The 25,960-nt window shown below is 42.1% G+C and carries 22 protein-coding genes; 5 read left to right on the top strand and 17 right to left on the bottom strand.

Annotation, left to right across the window (positions count from 1 at the left end):
- Positions 1 to 42 precede the first annotated feature (42 nt).
- The 9 genes from OU792_RS14465 to purH all read right to left on the bottom strand — a co-directional run bounded on the left by OU792_RS14465 (position 43) and on the right by purH (position 11,657).
- Positions 43 to 642, bottom strand: coding sequence for a DUF2911 domain-containing protein (locus OU792_RS14465; protein WP_134202532.1), 600 nt, complete (start codon positions 640 to 642; stop codon positions 43 to 45).
- Between the two features lie 120 nt (positions 643 to 762).
- On the bottom strand, positions 763 to 4,209 hold the full coding sequence (locus OU792_RS14460; protein WP_274670544.1) for a ThuA domain-containing protein: 3,447 nt from the start codon (positions 4,207 to 4,209) through the stop codon (positions 763 to 765).
- Between the two features lie 215 nt (positions 4,210 to 4,424).
- Complete coding sequence (locus tag OU792_RS14455) at positions 4,425 to 5,582, bottom strand: galactokinase (protein ID WP_274670543.1); 1,158 nt, start codon at positions 5,580 to 5,582, stop codon at positions 4,425 to 4,427.
- A 1-nt stretch (position 5,583) separates the two neighbouring features.
- On the bottom strand, positions 5,584 to 6,609 hold the full coding sequence (locus tag OU792_RS14450) for a LacI family DNA-binding transcriptional regulator (protein WP_026947391.1): 1,026 nt from the start codon (positions 6,607 to 6,609) through the stop codon (positions 5,584 to 5,586).
- A 133-nt stretch (positions 6,610 to 6,742) separates the two neighbouring features.
- Positions 6,743 to 7,720: a M28 family peptidase gene (locus OU792_RS14445; protein WP_274670542.1), complete on the bottom strand. Its 978-nt coding sequence runs from the start codon at positions 7,718 to 7,720 to the stop codon at positions 6,743 to 6,745.
- Entirely contained in the window at positions 7,710 to 9,203 is a 1,494-nt protein-coding gene (cysS, locus tag OU792_RS14440) for a cysteine--tRNA ligase (protein WP_274670541.1), read from the bottom strand. Before cysS ends, OU792_RS14445 begins: the two co-directional genes overlap by 11 nt.
- A 307-nt stretch (positions 9,204 to 9,510) precedes the next feature.
- On the bottom strand, positions 9,511 to 9,729 hold the full coding sequence (locus OU792_RS14435; RefSeq protein ID WP_026947394.1) for a type II toxin-antitoxin system HicB family antitoxin: 219 nt from the start codon (positions 9,727 to 9,729) through the stop codon (positions 9,511 to 9,513).
- Complete coding sequence (locus OU792_RS14430; RefSeq protein WP_134202537.1) at positions 9,719 to 9,982, bottom strand: type II toxin-antitoxin system HicA family toxin; 264 nt, start codon at positions 9,980 to 9,982, stop codon at positions 9,719 to 9,721. The genes OU792_RS14435 and OU792_RS14430 overlap by 11 nt, the downstream gene beginning before the upstream one ends.
- A gap of 148 nt (positions 9,983 to 10,130) precedes the next feature.
- Positions 10,131 to 11,657, bottom strand: coding sequence for a bifunctional phosphoribosylaminoimidazolecarboxamide formyltransferase/IMP cyclohydrolase (gene purH / locus OU792_RS14425; protein ID WP_134202538.1), 1,527 nt, complete (start codon positions 11,655 to 11,657; stop codon positions 10,131 to 10,133).
- A gap of 215 nt (positions 11,658 to 11,872) precedes the next feature.
- Between purH and OU792_RS14420 the strand changes: the two genes are divergently transcribed.
- From OU792_RS14420 to OU792_RS14410, 3 genes are all read left to right on the top strand, one after another.
- Positions 11,873 to 13,717, top strand: a complete 1,845-nt coding sequence (locus OU792_RS14420) for a histidine kinase dimerization/phosphoacceptor domain -containing protein (protein ID WP_274670540.1) — start codon at positions 11,873 to 11,875, stop codon at positions 13,715 to 13,717.
- Positions 13,693 to 14,316, top strand: a complete 624-nt coding sequence (locus OU792_RS14415) for a response regulator transcription factor (protein WP_134202540.1) — start codon at positions 13,693 to 13,695, stop codon at positions 14,314 to 14,316. Before OU792_RS14420 ends, OU792_RS14415 begins: the two co-directional genes overlap by 25 nt.
- A 94-nt stretch (positions 14,317 to 14,410) precedes the next feature.
- Entirely contained in the window at positions 14,411 to 15,739 is a 1,329-nt protein-coding gene (locus OU792_RS14410) for a hypothetical protein (RefSeq protein ID WP_134202541.1), read from the top strand.
- 1 nt (position 15,740) lies between these two features.
- Here the strand turns inward: OU792_RS14410 and OU792_RS14405 are convergent, their stop codons facing one another.
- From OU792_RS14405 to OU792_RS14375, 7 genes are all read right to left on the bottom strand, one after another.
- Complete coding sequence (locus tag OU792_RS14405) at positions 15,741 to 16,943, bottom strand: succinylglutamate desuccinylase/aspartoacylase family protein (protein WP_166669418.1); 1,203 nt, start codon at positions 16,941 to 16,943, stop codon at positions 15,741 to 15,743.
- Entirely contained in the window at positions 16,936 to 18,807 is a 1,872-nt protein-coding gene (locus OU792_RS14400) for a CBS domain-containing protein (protein WP_274670539.1), read from the bottom strand. Before OU792_RS14400 ends, OU792_RS14405 begins: the two co-directional genes overlap by 8 nt.
- Positions 18,808 to 19,145: 338 nt before the next feature.
- On the bottom strand, positions 19,146 to 19,541 hold the full coding sequence (locus OU792_RS14395) for a hypothetical protein (RefSeq protein WP_134203232.1): 396 nt from the start codon (positions 19,539 to 19,541) through the stop codon (positions 19,146 to 19,148).
- A gap of 55 nt (positions 19,542 to 19,596) precedes the next feature.
- Complete coding sequence (purN, locus tag OU792_RS14390; RefSeq protein ID WP_134203233.1) at positions 19,597 to 20,157, bottom strand: phosphoribosylglycinamide formyltransferase; 561 nt, start codon at positions 20,155 to 20,157, stop codon at positions 19,597 to 19,599.
- A 77-nt stretch (positions 20,158 to 20,234) separates the two neighbouring features.
- Positions 20,235 to 21,554 carry a S41 family peptidase gene (locus tag OU792_RS14385; RefSeq protein WP_274670538.1) on the bottom strand — a complete coding sequence of 440 codons (1,320 nt, stop codon included), beginning with the start codon at positions 21,552 to 21,554 and terminating at the stop codon, positions 20,235 to 20,237.
- A 49-nt stretch (positions 21,555 to 21,603) separates the two neighbouring features.
- The gene (locus tag OU792_RS14380) at positions 21,604 to 21,912 is read right to left on the bottom strand and encodes a Dabb family protein (protein WP_274670537.1); all 309 of its coding nucleotides are present in this window, start codon (positions 21,910 to 21,912) and stop codon (positions 21,604 to 21,606) included.
- Between the two features lie 245 nt (positions 21,913 to 22,157).
- Positions 22,158 to 22,586: a winged helix-turn-helix transcriptional regulator gene (locus tag OU792_RS14375; RefSeq protein WP_134203235.1), complete on the bottom strand. Its 429-nt coding sequence runs from the start codon at positions 22,584 to 22,586 to the stop codon at positions 22,158 to 22,160.
- 117 nt (positions 22,587 to 22,703) lie between these two features.
- Between OU792_RS14375 and OU792_RS14370 the strand changes: the two genes are divergently transcribed.
- Complete coding sequence (locus OU792_RS14370; RefSeq protein WP_274670536.1) at positions 22,704 to 23,591, top strand: nuclear transport factor 2 family protein; 888 nt, start codon at positions 22,704 to 22,706, stop codon at positions 23,589 to 23,591.
- Positions 23,592 to 23,862: 271 nt separating this feature from the next.
- On the top strand, positions 23,863 to 25,230 hold the full coding sequence (locus OU792_RS14365) for a hypothetical protein (RefSeq protein WP_208325335.1): 1,368 nt from the start codon (positions 23,863 to 23,865) through the stop codon (positions 25,228 to 25,230).
- 180 nt (positions 25,231 to 25,410) lie between these two features.
- Here OU792_RS14365 and OU792_RS14360 read toward each other — a convergent pair.
- The coding region (locus OU792_RS14360) for a PCMD domain-containing protein (protein ID WP_274670535.1) at positions 25,411 to 25,960 on the bottom strand (550 nt) is incomplete at its 5' end.

Genomic DNA, 25,960 nt, shown 5'->3' with positions numbered 1-25,960 from the left:
TCCCATCTTTTTAGATGGGATTTTGATCGGAATTAAAACTCCTTATTTGATCTGATTCTGGAACTGCTCCATTTTCTGGTCTACTTGTGTATCTACAGGGAAGGTAATTTTGATTGCTTCCCAAGCCATAGAAACCAAAGCGGTTTTGTTGTCATTTGCAGAGATTGTGTAGACCAAACGCTCGGTATTTCCACCTCTTTCGGTAGTAGCTTTGAAAGAGACTAGGTCATCCTTAGCCAAAGCTTCCTCATCGATTTTTCCGTCTTTCATGTAATTGTAAATCCACACACCTTTGCTATTGATGTGTACGGTCCAATCTCCAGTTTCGGCAGGGGTAATAAAGATGGAATACTTTCCAGCTCGAACGTTTTTACCGGCTATTGAAACATCAGTGCTAAATTCGATGGTAGTCTGAAGATTAGCTCCTGCTCTCCAAGTCACACCATATTTTTCTATCTCTCCAAAAATCTGTCTGCCACGGACAGCAGGTGAAGAGTAATCAATACTAATTTTAGTAAACCCAACTACCTGAGATACGGTCGCTGCAGGGCTCAAGGCAGGAGTTTGTAATTGGGCTAGAGCAGAAAAGGCGAATGCAAAAGCCAAAAAAGCTGTAAGAGTAAAGAGTTTGATGTGTTTCATTTTATTTGGGATTATGGATTTTTTGATTTTGAAATAAACCCAAATTTAATCGAGAAGTTCGAATTGGGACAAAAAAAGAAGCCGGACCTCGCGGCCCGGCTTCTTTGCAGATCATTTAAATCAATTTGGGTTGAATGTAATACCCGCAATGATGAAGGTTCCTAGATCTGAATTTTGAGGCTTACTCAAAATATAGATAGGATGTTTTTCAGCACCTGAGTTTTTATTCATTGGTATTGTAGCCTGTCCATACATGACTGGCATATTCGGGTCTTTCACCACTGGTCCTTGGGTGTAAGTTCCTGATCCGATGAGTTCTCCAGTAGGACTTCCGTGTCGGATCTCAAAGTCCACAGGTGTGGTTATCGGTTCTTGGGAAGCCACAGTGAAGGTAACTGATCCGATGCCATTCATATCTAGTGCAGGAAGTGCAAAATGACCCGCCTCGGAAGGAACAGTCAACAGGTTTCTACCTCCAAAGGCCATCGCTGCATAGCCATTCAGGTCACTGGCAAGGCCAGGATCAACAGAGTTTGAGATCAAGTATAAGGAATTACTTCCTGTCATTGGCTTAACATCAGTGCCGCCTGCATCTGTGTATGAGGCATTGATCATCAATGCACCCATTGGAGAAGGTGCCTTACCCATGGTTGGATCAAGTGTTCCAGTTGCAGGTAAGCTTGGCTTCTGCTCTCCTTTGAGTGAGAAGATATAGGCGATCAAAGCATTCAAATCTGATTCTTTTAGATCTGGATTAGCAGGCATTACGGTTTCACCCCAAACGCCTCCGCCTCCATTTTTAATCTTATCCATCAAGTAACCCCGATCTCGAGTTCTATATTTAGCAGCTACTGCTGTGTATGCAGGGCCAATAGACTTTTCATTTTCCTTGTGACAAGTTTTACAAGTGAGCGATTGGACGAGGGCTTTTCCTGTCATTGCTTCACTCATCACCTTGTGACCCATATCTGCTTCAGCCTGATCAAATCCTTCAATGTAATCCGCAGCCACATAAAGCTGGCTCATATCATCGGTAGCATGATCTTCATCTGTCACATTGACTTGGTATGCAACTCGCTTGCCTGGGAAATAGAATGATTGATTTCCTTGAACAGTAATGCTTACTTCAGGAGCACTGTTACCAGCATATACAACAGCTTTTGGACTTTCACCCGCCAAACCGGAAGGATCAGAAGCACTTACCGTTACTTCATACTCACCGATTTGATCAAAGGTTGTGGTTAAGGTAGGTCCTGAACTTGTTTCGGTTTTTCCGTTTCCAAGATTCCAAGTGTAGGAGATGGGATCACCTTCTGGATCTTCTGCCTCAGCAGTGAACGTCACAGTCAATGGTAATACTCCGGATTCCTTATCGGCAGTGACTGCTGTGACAATTGGAGCTCGGTTTCCTCCATTGAAATCAATTCTAGCAAGTCCGGAGTCTGCATTTTTACTGAACCATCCCGTACCATATTCCAAAATGTACATTTTGCCATCAGGCCCCATTTCCATATCAATTAGGGAATTGAATTTGGTTCCGGCCATGAATGGCTCCATTTTGGAGAAGTCACCGTTTTCTTCCATGGTGACAACTTTCACCCAGCCTCGAATCCAATCATAGATGAAGAGTTTTCCATCAAAGTAATCCGGGAATCTTGTATCGGCAGGATACATGTCCGAGTAATAAACTGGGCCAGCCATGGCATTTCTTCCTCCCGTACCTACTTGAGGGAAATCCGGGGATTTGTCATAAGGATACCAAATAAAGGCTGGTTGGGCAGCAGGCAATTCAGTAATTCCCGTATTGTGAGGAGAGTTATTCACTGGCTTTGCTGGATCGAAAGCAGGTCCGCTTTGTCCTGATTCGTAATTAAATTCGGTATAAGCGTAGTTGTTTCCCACAAAGTATGGCCATCCAAAATTACCTGCTTTTCTAGCTTGATTGACTTCATCATAGCCTTTAGGACCTTTAATTCCCATGGAGTCAGCACGTGCATCCGGTCCTACTTCACCCCAATATAGGAATCCATTTTTCTGATCTACTGAAATACGATAAGGGTTTCTGTTTCCCTGTACGTAGATTTCAGGTCTAGTTCCCTCTGTTCCTGGAGCATAAAGGTTTCCTTCAGGGATTGTATAGCTTCCATCTTCGGCTACTTTGATCCTTAGGATCTTACCTCTGAGGTCATTTGCATTACCTGAACTTCTTCTGGCATCCCATTGCTTGCGTCCATCTCGTGGATCAAGGGGAGCATAGCCATTGAGCGTGTAGCGAGAATCATTTTGGTTGAAAGGAGTGGAATTGTCGCCCAATGAAAGGAAGAGATTTCCATCCTTGTCAAAGGCAATGGAACCACCTGTATGACAACAGATATATCGATCTGATGGCACGTCCAAAATGACTTTTTCGGAATCCATATCCCAAACGCCATCTTTGAATACGAAGCGGGAAAGCCTGTTGATTTCTTCGTCTCCAGCTGGAGAGTAGTATACAAATACAAAGTTATTAGAGGCATAATTTGGATCTTTTTGGATACCCATCAATCCTTCTTCAGCATTGACTCCACGTACGCCACTTTGCCAATAAACATCCAATTTGGCTACTTCCTGAAGGCTTTGCTCTGCCTCATTCCAGAATAAGATTTCCCCTCTTCGCTGCGAAATCAAAATATCCAGATTAGGTAAAACCGTCAATTCAGTTGGTTCGGTAAATTCACCTACAGCAAGCATGGTTTTAGAAAAGCGGTTTTCCTCAGGAGTACGCTTTTGGGAAGCCTGAGAATAATCAAGGGCCATATTTTCACCAATGGCATACTGAATGCCAGCCAGGAGATGCTTCAAGAAATTTTCCTCTTGGTAAGATTCCTTGGTATGTCCTCCTCCTGTGTAGAATGCTCTTCCGCCATCGAATTCATGATACCAAGCGATGGGGTGATCGCCCATATCCAAGCCACCCTGATAGGATGATTCGTCAAGCATTAGCAGTTTTTTTGTGTCAGGATTGATTTTTTTGTAGGAATACCATTCATCTGTACGCTCCCAAGACTCAGGCAAAAAGTCCACAGATGGATGTTTTTCAGCAGTTTTTGTAATGACACCCGACTGAACATTGGGATGTGGATCATTGATACCTGGATGGTCAGCAAAATATCCTCCCACCAATTTATTGTACCAGCCCCACTCATACTCGGTGTCTGCTGCTGCGTGGATACCCACATAGCCACCTCCGGATTGAATGTATCGCTCAAAATCAGCTTCCTGATAATGATTCAATACATCGCCGGTAGTACTCAGCCAGATGACTGCAGCATATTTTTCAAGGTTCTCTTCATTGATGTCCTCAGCATTATCGGTAGCATCTACCTCAAATCCATTCTCAGCCCCCAGTTTTTGGATAGCTGCGACCCCGTCAGGGATAGACTCATGATAGAATCCTGCGGTCTTGTGGAAGACCAATACTTTTGGCGCACCCTCTCGCTTTTTGGAGCAAGAGCTAAAGAGAATTCCGCCGACCACTATTAGGGTGAATAGGGTCAATAGGTTTCTTAGGTTTTTGTTAAAATTCATGTAATCGTAATTTTTTGTCAAAATAGACAATTTTGAAAATTGAAGAGCTAAATAACTGAAATTCGGTGGATTTCGGTGATGGAATGCTCTATTTTTTCAAAATGATACAATAATTTTTTTTCCAGTTAAAAATTCATTCAAGTCCGATTGAGGGATCTGATTTTTACAAGGGTAAAAAAGGGGGAAATAGAAAATTGAAAAAGGAGGGGAAATGATTAATCAAGTCCCAAAATGATATGGGCTCCGGAGGAGATTTCTACTGAAATAAAAATGGCTTGTCGATTAAATCTAGCCAGATATTCACTCCCTATTCTATCTTGAAAGTGTTTTATTTGGCTCTTCCTCATCAAATTGATGGTACAGCCACCAAATCCTCCTCCCATCATTCTAGCCCCTAAAACACCCGGAAATTCCCAAGCTTTTTCTGCCAAGAAATCCAATTCGGGACAGGAAACCTCATAGTCTCTGCTAAGGCTTCGATGAGACTCATTCATTAGCTTTCCAAATGCTTTCAAATCACCTTTTTTTAGGCAATTAGCGGCTAGCTGTACTCTTTCGCATTCGGTGATCACATGTTTGGCTTTTGGGAAAAGAGAGGAGGGAAGCAGTTTCTCGGCCTCGTCCAGATTCTCATTTTTCAAGTCCCTCAAAGTTTGAATATCCGGGAAAATTGCTCGGAGTAATTGAACGCTTTCTTCACAAGCGGCTCTCCGTTGATTGTATGCCGAGTCTGCAAGAGAGTGCTTCACATTGCTATTGACTAGAAGTAACGAGTACTCACCGAGATCAATTGGGATTTCCTGATGCTGATTGCTTCTACAATCTAATAGGAGGGCGTGGTTTTTTTTTCCAAAAGCTGAAGCGTACGGATCCATAATCCCACAATTGACCCCTGCGAATTGATGTTCTGAGTTTTGAGCGTATTTAGAAATGGAAAGTGGATTGAGCTTTAACCCAAAAAGTTGAGAAAGTGCTGTTCCGATCGAGACGGATAAAGCTGCGGAAGAAGATAGACCTGCTCCTAGGGGTATATTTCCCCCAATCACCATATCAAAACCTTCAAAGGGATAACCAGCCTGTTTCAACTGTGCTAAAAACCCCATCACATAAGTGCTCCAATGCCCTTTTTTGGGTGAAAAGCTCTTCCAGTCAAAGGTGAATTCTTCTCCAAAATCCATGGAGTACAAGCGACAAAATGGAAGTTTATTTTTCTGAACTCCTGTCCAAATTCCAAATTGAACTGCTGCTGGGAATACAAAGCCTTCTTGATAGTCGGTATGCTCCCCGATGAGGTTGATTCGGCCCGGGGCAAAAGCAATGATTGGATTTCCTCCGAAATATTGATGGAAATGAGCCTTTAATTCTGAGGTCAAATCAAATTGATTTTTGGGATGACTTTCTTGGAACAAGTGTCGTGTCCAAAACGATGGAAATTGGATCATCAGAAGCCAAACCGTCCAACTGATCCAAAAGGTGACTGACAGCAAGCTTACCCATCTCGTATCCAGGTTGGGAAACAGTGGTCAGGGGTGGCTCCACTACAGCCGAGGTAGGATTATTAGTGAAACCTGCCAATGCTATCTGCTCCGGAACTTTCAAGCCAATGCTTTTCCAGTAGGTGAGTACATCTACCGCTACTGGATCTATCATGCAAAAAACAGCGTCTGGCAAGGGATCCATTTCAGCTATTTCTTTGGCTATCTGGATATTACCGCTTTCTGTCAGATCCGATACTTTGATGAAGTCAGGATTTTCTTCCATTCCATACTCTTTAAGTGCTTTGAGGTATCCTTCTTTTCGTTTTTTGGAAATGTAAAGATCCTCAGGACCTGAAACATACACAATGGAGCGACAACCTGTCTCTAGCAAATGGTTGCTTACTTGATAAGCTCCTCCGGCATCATTGAATGTTACTTTTGAAACAGGGATATCCTCTTGCACTCTATCAAATAGCACAAATGGGATTTCACGGTTATAAAGCTCAAAAAGATGCTCGTAATGGTTGGTTTCGCGGCTAAGTGAAATCAATAAGGCGTCTACTTGTGAAGCTACCAAGGTTTTGATGTTGGCAATTTCCTGATCAATGGATTCATTGGATTGGCAAATCATCACATTATACCCTCTTGAATTGGCGTGATCTTGAATACCGCTAATACAGGATGCAAAAAAGTGCGAGGTAATCTCTGGTACGATGACCCCCAGGGTTTTGGTACGGCTGATTCGAAGACTCTGAGCCAATAAATTGGGCTGGTAGTTCATCTCCTTCGCCATTTCCACGATTTTCCGCTTAGTCTCTTCATGGAGCTCAGGGGAGTCCTTCAATGCTCTAGAAACAGTAGATACAGAAACCCCCAATTTCTTGGCGATTTCTTTCATTGTGACCTGATGCCCTTTTTTCATGATAACTCTTTTTTAGAAAATCAAATAATACAGCAAATTGAAAAGAATACTCGATTCCCTTACGAAATGTTTGAATTTCGGCAATTCAAATCCTTTTACATTAGCAATATTGCAAAGATTTAGCAGAAAACTACTATTCTTGGAAAACAGTGAATAAAACCGTCTCACCCACGGCTTGGAGTGGTTTTTTGTCGATCAAGTCCAGATTATCCTGATGGGTGTGATGATAATGCCCAAACCCATACTGTGGAGAAAACTCAATAATGTCGATCATAGGAATCTGCGCATATTTATTGACAAAAAGGTGATCATCCAAGATTTCCGGAGAGTCTTGATTGATGAAAAATGCCGAATGTCCCAATTTAGAAGCATGATCCCATACTTTTTTGAGAATGCCGGAGGCGTATTGTCTGGAGTAGCCTTCTCGGTAGAATCGAGCTCCTTTAGCACCTACCAAATCCACCAAAATACCGTAGTATGCTGAGTAGTTTGGAGTGTGCTTATTTTGTGACCAATGCTGTGAACCCAAACACCACCAAACTTGAGAATTGTCTCTTACACGAGCTGTTTCTGGCTCTCCATCGTCCTCTCCGTCAAATAGGATAATGTCGATTCCCACATCCGGTTTGAGATCACCGGAACCGATTACTCGAGCTATTTCCATCAGGACGCCGACACCTGAACCTCCATCGTTTGCACCATCGATAGGTTCATCGATCCGCTCAGTGTCTTTATCAGCGATTCTGCGCGTATCCCAGTGAGCTGCCAGCAGGATTCGTTTGGTAGCCTGAGGATTATAGGATGCAATGATATTGCTGAGGTCCCAAGTGAGTCCATCATAGGTTTTAGCTTGAAAGTCCTGCGTTTGAACTGACCAATTCCAAGACTCAAGCTGATCGATAATCCAAGCTTTGGTATTAGCATGTCCCGTGGTGCCAGGAACCCGGGGTCCAAAACTTACCTGCTTTTCAATAAAGGCATAAGCCGAATCAGCACTAAAGGTAGGGTAGGGCTTGACTACCACCTCGGGAACTTTGGTTTCGGTAGTTTTTTCAGATGAACAAGCCCAGGCGAATGCCGACAAAAGCAAAATCCAGATTCTATTCTTCATATGCCCAGTCAATCTTGTCTTTCATATCTTTGACTACAAATCCCATAGATTTTAATCCAGCACGAATTTCATCTACTTTTTGGTAATCTCTCGCTGTTTTAGCCTCTCCATAGAGTTTCAAAAGAAGATCAAGCATAGGTTCTTGTACTTCACTTTTTTCTTCCATAAGACCCAGAATGTCCACCACGAATGTGATGAAAGTTTCCTTGAGTTTTTGGAAAACTACTTCTCCCAAAGCCGCCGATTTCAACTGACCCGTGAAAATGGAGTTGATCTTTTTCAGTAGGTTGAATAGGTGGCCGATGGCTTGAGCTGTGTTGAAGTCATCATCCATGGCTCTGTAGGCATTTGCAATACTGGATTCGATTTGCTGGATTTGCTTTTCATCCAATTCCACTCCGTTTTCAGGCTGGAATTCAAGTATTCTGGCAATTCGAAGTCCATTGATCAGCTTTTTGTAACCTTTTTGAGCTGCTTTCAGTGCCTCATTGGAAAAGTCCAAAGTGGAGCGGTAATGAGCTGTCAGCATGAAATAGCGAATAGTCATTGGGCTGTAAGCTTGCTCGAGCAAGTCATGACTGCCGCTGAAAAGCTCTTGCAGCGTGATGAAATTGCCCAAAGATTTTCCCATCTTCTGCCCGTTGATGGTAATCATGTTATTATGCATCCAGTAGCGGGCAGGGTCCTGATGATTGCAGGCATTTCCCTGAGCAATTTCGCATTCATGATGCGGAAACATCAGGTCCATTCCACCACCGTGAATATCAAACTGATTGCCCAGATATTTGGAGCTCATCGCGGTACATTCGAGATGCCAGCCAGGAAAACCGATTCCCCAAGGTGACTCCCATTTCATCAAGTGCTCGGGTGCTGCATTTTTCCAAAGGGCAAAATCTACAGCATTCCGCTTTTCTCCCTGACCGTCCAAGTCCCGGCTTCCACTCATCAGTTCTTCTAGGACACGGCCAGAAAGCTTACCGTATTTATAGGATTGGTTGTACTTCAATACATCAAAGTAAACCGAGCCATTGACTTCATAAGCCAAGCCTTCTTTGAGAATGGACTCAACCAAAGCAATCTGCTCTGGAATGTGCCCAGTTGCACGAGGTTCGATGCTTGGCTTCCAGGTATTGAGGGCGGCCATATCCCGATGGTAGGTGTCCGTATACTGCTGAGCTACCTCCATGGGTTCGAGTTGCTCCAGTTTGGCTTTTTTGGCGATTTTATCCTCGCCTTCATCCGCATCACCAGTCAGGTGACCTACATCGGTAATATTGCGAACGTAGCGCACACGATAACCCAAATGAGTCAAATAGCGATTGACCGTATCAAAGGTGACTGCGGGTCGGGCATGTCCTAAATGGGCATCACCGTAGACAGTGGGACCGCAGACATACATGCCTACAAATGGCGGGTTGATGGCTTGAAATTCTTCTTTTTCCCTGCTAAGGGTATTGTAGAGTTTGAGATTATGCGACTTCATAAGTCTTCAAAAGTACGAATTACGAATGATGAAACACGATGAGTAGGTAGTCTGGTTTCAATGAAAGCGCAAAATAGCTGAAAAATAGGGGAGATTGAAGTAAGGGAGGAATCTTAGCATGTTTTATTTAAGGGTTTCAAAAATTTATATTTTCTAGCCCTGATTTCTTCAATAGATCAAGAAGCTTTTCTTTTGGGAGGTTGTCAAATTCACTTTTATCAAAAATGTGGCTTAGGTAGACTTCTTGATCTTTGTCTACGAAAAAATAGATTTTTATAGCACCTCCAATCAAGTCTTGATTATCCTTTTAGGCAAACATCAATTTACCTTTAGGCTTCGGGATGGGCCTCCCAATTTCATTTGCTGTTTCAATCCATTCTTGAATTACAATTTCAACATTTTGAAGAGCTTCTAAATAACTAGCTCCATCGGCAGCACAGCCAGCAAGTTCTGGAACTTCAGCAATGAATGATTCGTCAGCCTCGCTCCAGTAAATAATAATTTCGTATCGTGGGTCAGTCTTCACTTTTTTTTACACTTAATTGATACTTCAATATAATTAATCTTACTTGTTTTACCTGATAAGGTTTTGCCTTACTATTTTTTTCTTGAAGATTAAGGATCTCTTCCACATCATCTTTGCTAAATATGTGGTGACTGCCTTTTATCCTTTCCGAAAAACCAAAAATCAAAATCAAATTTCTTAATTCTAGAAAGCTAATATTATTATCTGAGCTTCCTGAGAGGATTTTGGCTATAAGTTTTTCATACTTACCCATATTCTAAATTAATCTATTTTTTGAATTTGGTATTCATTTTTGAAATCGATTTCCCCAACAAAAAAACCTCCGATCCCAATGGAACCGGAGGTCTTTGAAACTCAGAGACAAGACCTTCGAGGTTTTCAAAACCTCAAAGGTCAGCCTATTAATGCTTAAAATGTCTGACTCCTGTCATCACCATGCTCATGCCATGAGAATCGCAGAAGTCGATGCTGTCTTGGTCCTTGATGGATCCACCCGGCTGTACCACAGCAGTGATTCCCGCTTCATGGGCGATTTCCACACAATCTGGGAAGGGGAAGAAAGCATCCGATGCCATCACCGCACCCTTCAGGTCAAAGCCAAATTCCCCCGCTTTGATAATTGCCTGTCTCAATGCGTCAACTCGTGAAGTTTGTCCTACACCGGAAGCGAATAGCTGAGAATCGTTGCTCAACACAATCGTATTAGACTTGGTATGCTTGCAGACTTTAGCTGCGAAAACCAAAGCGTCTAATTCTTTTTCAGAAGGAGCAACTTTGGTCACTACCTTAAAATCCTCCTTGCTTTCTGTAGCCAAATCCTTGTCCTGCTCGATAACTCCATTAAGCAAGGTCTTGATCATTTTGGTACCTGGCAAGGCCATTTTTTGGCGAAGCAGGATTCTATTCTTTTTGCCTTTTAAAACTTCCAAAGCTTCCTCTGTAAACTCAGGTGCAATCAATACCTCAAAAAACAAGGAATGCATTTCTTCAGCTGCGGCTTTATCGACGGTTTTATTGGTCACCAATACGCCACCAAAAGCAGAAGTGGTATCAGCGGCAAAGGCTTTCTGATAAGCTTCTTTCACTGAATCAGCCGTGGCACAACCGCAGGCATTGGTATGCTTGAGGATGGCAAAAGCAATTTGGTCAGAGAATTCGGCAATCAAGTTGACTGCTGCATCTACATCGACCAAGTTGTTGTAAGAAAGCTCTTTTCCGTTTAGTTGATCGAAAAGGTTCTCCAAATCACCATAAAAATGAGCCGCTTGATGTGGGTTCTCTCCATAGCGAAGTGCTTTAGCTTTGCTTTCCGAAACCTTCAAGGCTGGAATATTTTCGCTTTGGTTGAAATAGTTGAAAATATGGGTGTCGTAATTGGAAGAAACTTGAAAAGCCTGTGCGGCAAAGTATCTTCTATCTTCCAAAGTAGTTCCTCCATCTTGCTCCGTCAATTTTGCCTCCAATTCAGCATATTGATTTTTGGAAGCAATGATGGTTACATCTTTGAAGTTTTTGGCAGCGGCTCGGATCAAAGAAATTCCTCCGATGTCGATTTTTTCGATGATATCTGCCTCAGAAGCTCCGGAAGCTACCGTTTCCTCAAAAGGATACAAATCCACAATGACCAAGTCGATTGCCGGAATGTCAAATTCAGCTGCTTGGGATACATCGCCTTCATTTTCCCTTCGATACAAAATCCCACCGAATACCTTTGGGTGGAGGGTTTTCACTCTTCCTCCAAAAATGGAAGGGTAGGAGGTCAACTCTTCAACCGGAATGACTTCAGCTCCTTGTTCTTCTATGAATTTTTGGGTGCCGCCTGTGGAGTAGATTTTCACTCCATGTTTTTTCAGAAGGGCGATGATCGGTTCAAGATTGTCTTTGTAAAAGACTGAAATGAGGGCAGATTCGATTTTTTTGACAGCCATTTTTTGAATGGATAGGTTTGGATTTCAATGAAGGGGCAAAGGTAGGAAAAAAGGCTTTAAAGCCTTAAAGAGATTCAGGTTAAAACTTTGATAAAGGAATTTGATCACTTTTTCCCCGATATCCCAATCTTTGGTATTCGATCTGAGATGAGTTAAAGCGGAAATTACTATTTTGGAAGAGAAACAAAATCAAATTCGGTTTTAAGCTTTTGAAGATGAAGTTTACTTTTTTTTGGTTGTTTTTTCTGTCTTTCTGTTTTATTCAAAATACTGCTTTCGCACAGTCGGATACTAATTTGATTCTTACTTTGAAAGAGAGACTGGAAAACGTGTCTACCGTCGAAGAGGAGGTAGGCCTGCTCAATGATATAGCCTGGGAATACTACTATCAGAATTTTGACAGCGCGATGTATTACGCCAACCTAGCATTGGCTAAATCCGACGAACTGGAGGATGAGTATTGGCAGTCAGTATCGCTAGAGATGAAGGCGATTTTGATGGAAATGTCCGGTCAGTATGAGGAGGCGATTTCATTGTATCTGGAGGTTATTCCTCTTCGTCAAAAATCAGGTGGTGAAGGTTTGGAAAATACCTACAACAACATGGCGGCACTTTTTCAAAATCAGCAGAATTATGAGACATCTCTTATCTATTTTAAAAAATCCCTTGAAATCGAGGAGGAACGAAATAATCAAAATGGAATAGCTGCCTGTCTGATCAATTTGGGTATTTCTTACAAAAACTTGGGGAAACTGGATACTGCAGGAGTGCTCTTCCGGCAAGCAAATATACTCTCGGAAGCCATCAAGGACTCAGTGCTGATGATACATAGCAGCCTCAGCTTAGGAGATTATTTTTACCAAGATAATAAGAAAGACTCGGCTACCTACTTTTACGAAATGGCTCGGGTTAAGGGGCTTGCTACCAATGATCTAAACTCGGTAGGCGTGGCTCTTCAGGGCTTGGGCAATCTGGCAAGGGAGGAAGGACGGCTTGGGCCTGCGCTGGATTACCTTGATCAAGCAGAAAATTACCTGAATACTGTGAAGAGTTTTCTAGGTCTAAGTAATGTTTACTTCAGCAAAGCCAAACTACTCAAAGCCTCAGGTAAGCACCAAGAGGCCACAACATACTATGACAAATATATCGCGCTCAATGATTCCCTGAGAACGATGGAAATTCTCCGACTGACCGCTGATATGGAACAAAAGTATGAGTCTGAACGAAAGGAGCGACAAATCACCGAATTAGAGCTTCAAGCCGCCGAACAAGAGCTTCAAGTTCGCGCCAATCGGGCCCGTTTGAGTTATCTGGTTGTGGTGGCTTTACTACTCTTATTCCTAGGAGGTTTTTATGCTTATCGCTACCGAACGCAGCGAAAGAATTCCCTGATTCTGTCACAGAAGAATAAAACCATTGAAATAGCCCTAAAAGACAAAGAAGTCTTGCTGCAGGAGATCCATCATCGAGTCAAAAATAACCTACAAGTCGTCAGTAGCCTTTTGAGTATTCAGGGGAGAGAAATCGAAGATCCCAAAGCGCTTGAGGCAGTGAAGGAAAGCCAAAACCGGGTCAAGTCCATGGCTTTGATTCATCAGTATCTCTATGGAGAGCATGATCTGAAGAGCATCAATATGCAGGAATATGTAAGTCAATTGAGCCAAAATCTATTTGATACCTACCGGCTGGACCGGGACCTCGTTGAACTGAAGCTGGAGATTGAGACTATTCACTTGGATGTGGATACTGCCGTGCCGTTGGGGATTATTTTGAATGAATTGATCACCAATTCGCTGAAATACGCCTTTCCAGAAGGACAAGGTGGACTTTTGGAAGTTAGTCTTTTCGAAAGGGAAAACTGCTTGGTTTTAATGGTGAAAGACAATGGCATAGGACAAATTGCGGGGAAACATTCTGGTACCAATTTCGGAATGAAATTGATTCGTGCTTTTGAGCATAAGCTGGGTGCTGCGATCGAAATAGTTTCTGAGAACGGCTATCAAGTCACCTGTAAAATTTCAAAATACAAAAGAATATGGCTAGAAGATATCGCATCCTGATCGTCGAAGATGAGCCCTTGATCGCGGAGGATATCAGGGGCTATTTGGAGGACAGTGGATTTGAAGTGCTTGGTGTGGCACATGAGGGCGAAGAGGCTTTAGAAATTTTGAAATCCAGTCAGCCGGATGCTCTTTTATTAGATATCAATTTGGGAGATGGGATGGATGGAATTACCCTTGCGGGTGAAATTCGGAAAATCTATGAGTTTCCTTTTGTATTCCTCACGAGTCATGCCGATAAAGCTACTTTGGAGCGCGCCAAGCAAACGATTCCATCAGGTTATCTTTTGAAGCCTTTTGATGGTAATAGCCTCATGACATCATTAGAGGTAGCTATTTTTAACTTTCAGCATGCAAGACAAAAGTCTCACAACTTTGATTTTAAAAAAATAAACGATTTTCTTCCGAATGCTCTGAGCGAGCGGGAATTGGAACTAGTCGAGCAACTCCAAACCGGCAAAACCAACCGGGAAATAGCAGATCAACTTTTTATATCCGTCAATACGGTGAAGACTCATTTGCAGCATCTTTTTGAAAAGCTAGATGTGAGTAATCGAACTCAAGCGCTATTTCGAATCAAAGAACTTCTGGAGCATTAATCAAGCTTTCGCAAACTTGACAAAATCACCCAAATGGGTGAGGATGCCAAATGATAAGCTAATGATATTGTGTCATCAATTTTTAGCAAGAAAGATGATGACCATTCGGAAGTCCAAACTATTCAAATATTCTTTTTCACTGATCCTCTGTGAGCTGAGCGAAAGTGTCCTGCTTTTCTCAGGGGTTTTTCTTTTTGCTTTTGGACATGGGGAAGCCATCGGGGTGATAGGCTTGTTAGATACTTTTTTACTTTGCTGCTTTGCTATCGGCAATGCCTTGGCGGATAGTTACCATAATTTTTACACCAGAGCAAAGCAAAACAGCCGGCTTCCCCTTGCCAAGAGCATTTTCAATCGCTCTTTATGGGTGTTTTTAGCTCAGGGATTTAAGGTATTTCTAGTCACAGCTTTACTTGGGGTTCTACTAAGCGGTTGGATGTCCAGCGAATCGATTGAGATTTTTATCCAAAGTCTTCCGCTCTTATTGGTTTTAGTCTTGGTATTCTTTGCAGGACTTAGTCATCATGCCTTGTTAGTTGGGATGGGAAAGCTAAAAACCGTCGGTATTCTTGCACTCATCTCTATTGTGGTCAATACCAGTTTGATTTTAGGATTGCAGCAGTTTGCAGGTGAAGTATTTGATCCGGTTACCATGGTTTTGATTGCGGGGATTTGTTCGGAGTTACTTTGGCTGATTTTACTCCGCATTCATATCAACTCATTGCTAAGTGGGGTAGAGGCAAATTCAGCACCCTCAGCTAGACTTCAAAAAGTAATCGTCAAAGCTGGTTTTTTACCCGGGCTGGCAGTCTTCTTTTTCTACTTGTTCACGTATTTATTTATGGGATATCTGACGATCTGTTGTGCAGCTTCTGAGGTGATGTATTTCTCCATGGTGTTTGCACTTTGGAGCGTGATGATGGCTCCAGCCAATGGTGCCTATGAGGCAGCATTGCATCTTTTCTCAAAGGAGTGGAATTCTGGAAATCTTGAACGATTCGAAGCTATCAAGAGATCAGTGACAAGCTTATCATTCCTTTTGAGTTTGGGAGTTTTTTTTGCCCTTTCCTGGGTACTGATTTATACCATGCCTGGAGATCCATACTTGTGGTTAATATTGATGTTGTTACCCATATTGGCTCTTCTCAATAGTCGAACAAAATTTGGGTTTTTATCCCTTTTTGTTCAGATCCGTATCAGTCGCTACTCTAGCTTGAAGGTGGTATATGCGGGAATTGTCATCCTTACCTTGATGGCTTTCTCCATATTTTTTCAAGTAAATACACTTATTTTGATTCTTACACTTTTGGTGGGACAGGCTGCTTTGTGTTCCTTACTTTCTAGAGAAATTTGCTGGTCAAAATTTGTTATCCCGCAGTTTATTCGCTTCACCAATTTGAAAAGGGAGCTTCTTAGGGGATAGCCTAAACCTGATACCAGTCCTCTTCTTGATAATCCTTAAATCGGGATCTCCATTCCCTATTCCAAATGATCAGATAATGATCGCTTTTTTGCATGGCTCGGTACCCGAAAAGGTGTAGGATAGGCTTGGCTAGAAATTTTGCAATTCGTAAATCAACACGCATCGCATCTTTTTCTGGAGACGCCCATTGCACTCCTGGTAGCCAAGTGATGAGTCGGTCTAGTTTTCTTTTCCGAAGAAAGGCAGATAGGCTTAAAAATAACTGGGGTGTTTTCCGAATCAGGAAAAATCCATCCCTACCTTGAGCTTGATAAAGCGGCATAAAAATCTGTGTGTTCTCAGGTGAATAAACTTCTTTACCCCCAGAAATTGCAAGTTTTTCTCCCTTTGTCACCTCTTGAAAACTTTTAAATCCTGGATTCATTTTGAATTCACTCTCAGGCTCAACCTCAAATCGGAAAAAGATCTCATAGAAATCCTGGAAATAACCATATTCCTCCTTCCAGACCTTCAAACTCTCCTCAACCTTCATGTTTATGGAGTCACAACTTCCTGCAAAAGCAAGAGAAAGCTGAATGAATCGTTCATGATTTTGGACAGAAATAGGGTCTGTATGCTGACCTCCTTCAAAACCAAATGATACAAAACCCAACTCATTGATATAGGAAAGCACCGGTCCTTCGATATATTCCTCTATTCCCAAAATAAGCGGTAGGGGATACTGCTGCGCAAAAGCACGATTAATCAGGCTGTCATTGACTGGTATAAAAGGGATGGACTGACTGGAAGTCGTGTGTAGGTCGAAAAAATACAAGGGACCTGATTGGTTTTGAATAATCTCCTGAATCAGGGCAAATAGCTCCGCTAATTCAATTTCATCTTCATTTTCAGGTTGGAAGTTGTCTTTTGAAAGTGCTGCAATATTTTTTTTGGTCCAAAGTCGATTGAGGTCTTTCTCTTCAAATCGCTTGCCCTTTTGGAGTGCGCGGAGATTTCCGGCTAGAGCTGTTACTTTTCCTCTTATGGGGATTTTTTCCTTTCGAATTCTTTGAAGGACATTTCTTAAGGCCCAAACTCCCGAAGGTTCATTTCCGTGAATTCCGGCAAAGAAGATCAGGTGTGGCCCAGGTATTTCTCCCTCTATTTGGTCTATGACGCGATCAAAGTCAAAATCGGTTTGAATAGGTGGGCTTAGCTCAGACACTTTTGATGTTTTCCAAATCCTTAGTAGTGATAATTCCGACTAGATAGCCGTTTTGAACTACCGGTAAGCAGCCAATCTCTTTTTCTTTCATTAGTTCAATGGCATCCTTTATTGGGGTGGAGGGCTTTGCAACAATTACCTCCTTTACCATGATATCTTGGGCAAGTAGCTCTGAGGAGTTATCGTGGATTTCATCCCAAAACTGCCGAAGATGACTATAAGTAATGATCCCTACCAAGCGCTCTTTATTGTCCACAACGGGCAGGTGATGAATCTTATTCCAATGCATAAATTCCAGGGTTAACTTGGCTGAATCCAAGGAATCGGCGGTTATAAGTGTTGTAGTCATGATATGCCCAACATTCCCGGCTTTAGTTTCAAAAGCTTCAAATTGATGGGTTTCCGGCCATTGGTGAACCGGCGTTTCATCTTGTTGATTCTCGTAGATGGCTTGAGTCAAGGCTACAATAGCATCATCGGTTTTGTGCTTCTTTTTGAGATGTCTGAAGTTTTTGATCATCCATTGTGATCCTGTTTGCTTCTGGCATCGGTTTCGGATGATTCCCAGATACTTGTCTATACTATCTTGGGCAAGTCCCATTTTCTGTAGCCCAGCAGCTGCCAAGGGTAGTAATTCATTTAGGATTAATTCGCTTGCAGGGATGCTTTTACCCATCCAGTTTAAGCAGGTTTCATTTCCATAGCGTGCTGCCCTTACAAAATTGGATTTTGCTTCTTCAAACTCCATTTGCTCGGGTAGATTATCATATTCCTTTGGTCTTCCCTGCATCAAACCAGCCCAAAAGGCAAAGTTTGCGATCTCGTCCCTAGCTGTGGGACCCGAGGGAATGTAGCGATTTTCGATCCGTAGATGAGGTTTTCCATTCAAAACGCCATAGCAGGGTCTGTTCCAGCGATAGATGGTACCATTTTGCAGATTGAGCGCTTTGAGTTTGGGGATTCTGCCTGCTTCCAATTCTTCCAAAGCATGTTGCTCTATTTCTTTGGTGAGTAGAATTCGGTAGCTAGAAAGCTGTTTTTTGAAATAATCTACGATGTTTCCCTTTTCCCAGGAGTTACCGAATGAAACTCGCGCCTGCTTGGTAATATGTGCTTTAGAAACTTTTCGCGTATCGATACTTTGCTGGAAAAGCGCGATTCTTGTTTCGTTCCAAAGCTCCTTTCCCAAAAGTAGTGGCGAGTTGACACAGACAGCCAAAACAGGCCCTGAAATCGCCTGAGCCCAGTTGTATGCAGATTCAAAATCATCAGGCTGTATCTGAAGGTGCATTTGAAAACTCGTATTGCAGGCTTCAAACATGACCGAATCATGGACAATGGAAAGCTCATCGGCACCCATGAAACTCATCCGGAAATTTCCTCCACGGGCTTTCCGCATCAGGGTATTCAATGCCAAGTAGCGTGGGTTTTCTGTCATGTATTCGAGACTGAGTTCGTCCATGGATATCGTTGGAAGGATACCAGTGAGCAGAACTCGTTCTTCAAATTTCGCACTGCTTTTTTTGGCTTTTTCTAATAATTCTAGCAACTGAGATTCCATCTCCTCGAAGCAATTCCCCTCGAAAAGGATTGGATCCAGATTGATCTCCAGATTATACTTGGCTAATTCGGTTGTGAAATGTTCGTCCTGTACATCCTCCAACACAGCAGCTGCTTGATTGGAGGGACGGTAATGTTCATTGATCAGGCAAAACTCCTGTTCCGCTCCTATTCGAGTGACTCCTTTTTCCAGCAGGTCTTTCTTGACGAGTAGTTCCAATGCTTGCAGGTCCTCTAGAAGATGATTGATAAAAAGGTTTCTTGCCTGAGCATTATTTTCTAAACTGACCTGCTGATCGCCCATAAATTAGGTGATTGAAAAGTGAAGCTATTTTCTTTTAGAAGGGTATTTATCTCCCTGTACTCAAGATCAAAAATGATTTTAAAAAATTCAAGGCCTGATAATGATTTTCGTTGGTAATCTTACTTTCTAAAAAAAACAAAGAATACAATTGCTAAACTTATCAGAGAACATAAAATCAAGGCAAATTTAGAATTGCCCGGTGAGGCGACAGTAACTCCTACACCCATTCCAAAAATAAGTAGAGCCCCTGAAAGTGACAGATACATTTTGGGTCTGAGGGTCAAGTCCCCAATTTTTAGAGGTCTTAATTTCATAGTGAAGAATGCATGAGATAATCCTTATCTTTTTTTGAAAAGCAAAGAGACCCAATAGGCCACCAGTGTCAAAATGGATCCGATTCCGATTCCATAGCTTAACCTCCAAAACCATTGCATTGTTTGCCCCGGACCCTCAAAAGAAAGATTGCCAACGATTAAATAGGAAATTGGCACCCAAAGAATCGCTAAAAGAATCAGCAATTTTAATAAAGCAGCAAGAAAAGTATGAAATAAAGTCCCAGGATTTCTTAGGCTTTCCACTCCCCAATAAATCGATAAAGGAAGAGCAATGATTCCCATCCAGGTGATTGGAGTTCCCAATGGAATTTTATCTTTGGTATCCAAGGAAAGAGACAGCAAAGGTGAGCCAGTGACTAGAAGGATTAAAACACTTATCGTCACGATTAGGTAGATCAAGAAGTATATTTTTGTTTTGCTGATAATTAGAGGGGTTTTTACAGTAATTGATCTATTATTTGATCAGACTCTCAATCACCTCAGGAAAGTATCGATGCTCAAGGGCATGCACTTTTTGGGCGATATCCTCTGGAGTGTCTGTCGAATCTATGGCTGTGGCTGCCTGAAAGATGATTTTTCCATCGTCGTAGTTTTCATTGACCAAATGAATCGTGATACCTGTTGATTTATCTCCAGCTGCTTTGACCGCTTCGTGCACATGCATTCCATACATTCCTTTTCCCCCGTAGTTGGGTAGGAGGGCTGGATGGATATTCACCATTCGATCAGGAAAAGCCCGAATCAAGTCTTCCGGGATTTTCAGAAGAAAACCTGCCAAAATCACCCAATCGATCTTTTCTTGTTTCAATTTCTCCAGCAGCTTTCCTTCCTGCATTTCCTTTCTTGAAAAAGTAAAGTTGGGTACCTGAAATTTTTTAGCTCGCTCCAGAACAAAGGCATCGGTTTTATTAGAAGCAATCAAGGCCACAGAAGCTTTTTTACTTTTTTGAAAGTACTCCATGATTTTCTCGGCATTGGAGCCGCTACCGGAAGCGAGAATGGCTAATCTTTGCACAGTGCTGTTTTTATTTGCAGGGCTAAATTAAGAAAGGCCGCTTTAGAAAAAGAGCGGCCTTTGAAATCTTTTTGAAATTAATAAGCAGGGAATTCCTGCTGTAATCCATGAAAAGAGTCGATCATCTCCCAAGATGGACGGTAGAAATCTTGCTGTATACGACCATTGATGATGCCATCTAGGACAAATTGAAGGGCAGCATTCAGCCGGGAATCTCTCGTGTCACCCCAAGGAATATTCGGACTGTCACTGACGGAGAATGTAGCAGGGAATCCTTCGAAATATTCAGCCTTACCCTCTGCATTTGCAGTGGCAAAAGTGATGGGTACTAATTCAACATCGTTTTCAGCCAAGGTGCGGTTGTATCGGGATAGGGGAAAAGAGCCCACAGGTTTGCCGAAGGTATTATCTCCAATCAAGATCATATCCATGTAGGGATCCAGTGCATTGATCACCAATTCGGAAGCGGAGGCGGAACCACGGCTCGTAATGAAAATTACTCGAGATAGGTTCAGCGAACCGATTTTGGAGAAATTCTCTGATTGATTTAGCTCTGATTTATCCTCGTTCAGCTTATTGGTGTACATCACTTTCCCGGAGTTCGAGGACTGGATCAAGTAATTGAGGATTTGTTCGGCGACAGCTACCGAGCCCCCGCCATTGTATCGGAGGTCGATGATCAATTCATCAATCCCCTCGCCAGTGAAGTAGTTCATGGAGTTTTCCACCTCCTGACTTCGGGTTGGAGTAAGCCCAGCCGTGGCTTTGAAGCTTTGGTAGACCCAGTACCCTACTTTTTTATTTCCTATGGGGTAGACATTTTGGTAGAGTACCGAATTGGATTGATATTCAGCTTTGGTATTCGTCCGAGTAGTCGTGCTGCCATCCGGAAGTCGGAAGGTAAAGGTATTGCTGATCCCTGGGTCTGGAGGACCTAAATCGAAATTGTATCCGCCAGAGGAAGTTTTGTAGTCGGCAAGAGGTTTTCCGTTGATCTCGATGATTTCCCATCCTCGCTGCCAGCCATCTTTCCCAGCTGGTGCTTCGTCGAATACAAAGGTCAGGAACAGACGCTCATCTTGGTCAAAAGCAAAGCCGAAACCATGTCCCGCATTTCTTCCTACAAAGGCATTCTGAAACGCCTCTTGCGTGGTAATATATGAAAAGCGGTCTAGCGGCTTGTAAATAATATCTTCCAACAGCAGCTCATTGCTCGCGTACTGTGCGGTATTAATTTCTCCAGGAAGCTCCATATTCCAGAAATACCATTCCTGCATGGTCGAGAATATAGCATCCTTCACCACATCAGACTGCGGGTTTGGAGTTGGGTCATCTGTTGTTTGACAGGACCATATTCCGAAGACCAGCAATCCAAGAATCCATTTTATTTTCCTCATATCCATTGATTTTATGGTATTTACGAAATATCCTTTGAGGCGGATGTCATTAGACCGCGATGTCGTACACTTTTACGGTTTTCCACATGGAAGAATATTTATCAATAAACTCCAAGTGCAAGGGGTCTTTTTGATAGGCTAATTGGTCCTCGAGGCTATCGAAAAATAGCGTGCAGGATACTTGCCATGAATGATCAACCACCTCTCTTTTTTCGGTATCAGCAGGGGTACCGGCGATGAATCTTCCTACAGTTTTGCATTTTCCCAGCATAGGAACTGCCGCTGTTAGGAATTCTTGGGTGTCATTTTCATCATGTAACCAAAAATAAACTTGGTGGATCATCGGTTGTTTTTTCATGTTTTGTGCAATTGAGTTAATAGGTAAGAAAGCAGCTGCCGAAGCTGCGGAAATAGTTTTTAAGAAATTTCTTCGCTGTATCATGCTTAGGCTTGTTGAATGGCTAAAGATAGGCTTTCTGCAGAATTTGATATTCAATAGTATAATTCAATTTTGAGAATCAGAAGTGAAAGTTTAGGCAATTCACAATAGGTAGACTCTGAATATTGCAATTTGATATGAAGTCTGTTGATAACTTACCGCAATCATTTCCCAGCTAGCTTTTCCCTATATTTTTTATCCAGGGCTTTTGCAAATGCTGTTTTATCATTGCGAAGTGACTCCATGGATTCTCCGTTCACAATAGTAGGGTGGAGGTCTCGCAAATGGCTATCGCTCCAAGTAGCAAGTTCTACAAGGATAGGCGTCAAAGCCAATCCCTTTTCTGTCAATAAGTATAGATTGGTCTTTTTATTTCCCGGTCGTTTTGTTTTGATGATGATTCCCACTTCCTCCAAAAATTTGAGTTTTGCGGATAGAATATTGGTGGCAATTGCTTCCTCACTTTCGGCAAAGTCTTTGAAAGTCTCTTTGCCTTCAATCAGCATTTGCTTGATGATCACCAATATCCACTTGTCTCCTAGAATGTCCAAGGCTGAAGTAAAGGGACAATCACATCTGAAATCCTGTCGCATCTGATACGTCTTTTTTGAAAATTACTTGCAAAATGAAATTTATTTTCATTATTGCTTGCAAATTGAAAGTAATTATATACTTTTACTTGCAAATCAAAAGTAATTAATTCCGATCAAATGAAAAAAGCAATCACTGTATTTCTGCTGGCAGGTATCCTCGCTTCCTGTGGCATGAGTCAAAGTAAATCAATAGACGAGGATGATTCTTCAACGGAAAAAACAATGAATAACAAAGAAATTGTGGGCACCTTCTTAGGAGCTGTTGCCAAGCAAGACGCTGAGACCATGCGCAAACTTGCAAATGCCGATTACATTCAGCATAATCCATCCGTGCCGACTGGATTAGAGTCTTTTATTGGGTTATTGCCTGTTTTGAAAGAAAATGGGACTTATGCCGAAAACGTGCGGATGTTCCAGGACGGAGACTTTGTTTTTATGCACAACATCTGGAAAAATGCCAAGCCTTTTGGAGCAGATGAAATGGTGGCTTTTGATATCATCCGCGTGGATGAAAACGGCAAAGTGGCCGAGCATTGGGATGCAATGACAGTCTTGGTCAAAGAAACAGCAAGTGGTAGGAGCCAAACTGACGGACCAACTATTTCTGAAGATTTTGACAAAACTGAAGCGAATAAGAAATTGGCTATTTCGCTTGTAGAAGATGTTCTGATGGGTAAAAATCCAGAGAAGATTGGTGAGTACATCAGTTCTGAAGAGTATCATCAGCACAACCCACAAATCAAAGATGGATTGACTGGCATAGTGGAAGCGGTAGAATATCTCAGTTCACAGGGAAATATGTTTAAGTACACCAGAATCCATAAAGTATTGGGAGAGGGGAATTTTGTACTTACGGTGAGTGAAGGCGAATGGAATGGGGGCAAGAAACACGTTTTTTATGATCTATTTAGGATGAAAAATGACAAGATTGTAGAGCATTGGGATGTGATTCAAGAAATCCCCACAGAAGGGTTGGCACATACAAACGGAATGTTTGGATTTTAGTCAGCCTCAGGAATTTTTAATAAAAACCAGAATGAATCGCAGAATTCATTCTGGTTTTTTTGTGTTTAGAAGTAAAAGCTGATTATAAACTCGATAGTTCTATCAAAGTCATTCCTTGGATTTATTGTCCTCATATACCGACAATCATTTCCTTTGCACTTTTGTGGGAAATGTGTACTTATTCTCACTTCAGATTGGTAATATAGCCGCGACCGCTGGGATCCAAGCCTGACCTTAAGGATACGGTCCATATTAATTATTCCTTGATCTAATGAGAAAAACACCACTATTATTGGTCCTGATAATCTTTTCCTTAACTCCTTATGCAATTAGTCAAACCTTGATCGGTAATACCACCCCTCCCAATAAACTTCGGGTCTTTATCGATGGCTGTGAACGAAGAGATGGAGGCTGTGATATGGATTTTATTAGAACAGAAATTACGGCAGTGGACTTCTATAGGGATAATCAACTGGCTGATGTGTTTGTGCTTATCAATAATAATGAATCTGGTGGAGGAGGACGACAATACCAACTTATTTTCATAGGTCAACAAAACCTTCATGCAGGTAGGACAGACACTCTTTATGTGAATAACAAACAGACGGATACCGACTTTGAAGTACGTGAAAAATTGACTCGATATATCAAATTAGGTTTGGCTCCGTACGTGGCAAAGACCAAGGCAGGGGAGATAGTTGATATCAATATGAAGACTAGCCCAAGCGTTCTCGAAGACACTGAACTGGAAATGGTAGATCCATGGGATTACTGGGTTTTTAATATTGGCAGTGATGCTAATATTGAATTAGAGGAATTAAGCAGAGACATCAATTTTGGCGCAGATATCAATGTCAACCGGATCACAGATGATTGGAAGATCAATATATCCGGCAGAATAAATGAAAGGCTGAGAACAACGGTTCAGAAGGAACCAAGAGTCGACGGGAATGGAAACCCGGTTCTTGATGAAAATGGCAACCCCATTATCGACGAAGTTGAGAGTGATTTTGATGTGTCCGAATTTGGATTTGGACATCAGTTGGTAAAGTCTATTTCGCCTCAATGGTCTTACGGATACGATTTGGATGGTCGGCAGAACACTCGCTTCAATTACCAGTTTCAAGTCAGCTTCAGACCGGCAATTGAGTACAATTTCTTTCCGGAATCAGAGCAAAATTCTAGGTTTCTGCGATTGAACTATGGGATTGAGGTGAGGAATAATACCTATGTCGAAGAAACGATTTATGGTGCAAATCAAGAGACCAGAGCGCTCCAAAGTCTGAGAGCCAGTCTAGGATTAACTCAGCGATGGGGAAATCTTCAAGTTGGCTACCGTCTGAGAAACTATCTGGATGATTTTAGCTTTTGGACCACCGGTTTGAATATCAGCGCCGAAGTCCGGGTGACCGGTAACTTTTCTTTTTATGTACGAGCAGAGGGCAACTATGTAAAAGACCAGATTTACCTGGCATCTGGAGATTTTACCGAACAGGATATTTTGAGTGGGAGAGTCACTCTGCCCTCGGCCTATACCATCGATACGAGATTTGGATTTAATTACCGCTTTGGCTCAAATCTCAATAATTTCGTGAATCAACGGTTCTTCGGGAGAGCAAATTTTGTTGGGAATGATTGATCATTCATTCGAAGAAATGGATTAAGCAAGCACCGTAAACTCCGTCTTCCCATTAAAATTTAAAAAAAAGTCCACTCAAAAGTCAGCTAGCAAAAAGTGCTAGAAAATGAACTTTTGAATATTCAAGGAATGCATTGCTGCTTATTCGACAATTATTGATCGGAATAAAACAGTAAAGATCTAATAAACCAATTCAAAATTATTAACCCATAACTCACTACCGATCGCACCGGTAAAAAAGTCACCCAATGCACTGGAAGAAAACACTACAGTGATATGAGTAGGAGTGGCCTGCGGATCACCCCAAGATTCTTCGGGTCGGATGTTGGCATACTCAAATTCAGGGTCTGCAGGAGTCAGTTCTCCATATTTTATCTGGACTTCCAGGGTCGTAAAATCAGCTTGTAGCATACCATTTCTAAACCATCCTGTGCCGATTCTTTCTACAGATTCTCCATCTCTACGTTCTAAAAGAACATAGATATCGCATTCATCTCCACCAGAAAGTGGGTTGCCATTTGCATCTTCGTAAGATGCTCCTGGGATATATTTGTAATCAACTCTAAATGATTCTGGTCTTCCAATAAAGGGTGTTCCAAAGTCTATATTTGATCGTGGATCTGTTGGGTTTGGGAAACCTTCGGTAAATTTTCCTGTAAAAAGGGTGGCTGCTGCCATTCGAACCAAAAGAGGTGCTGCTACACTAGTTAATCGTGCGGCAGAATCCCCA

Source organism: Algoriphagus sp. NF, from assembly GCF_028823735.1.
GTDB lineage: Bacteria > Bacteroidota > Bacteroidia > Cytophagales > Cyclobacteriaceae > Algoriphagus > Algoriphagus marincola.
The sequence above is the reverse complement of the archived record's forward strand: the minus strand, read 5'-3'. Positions and strand labels throughout refer to the sequence as shown.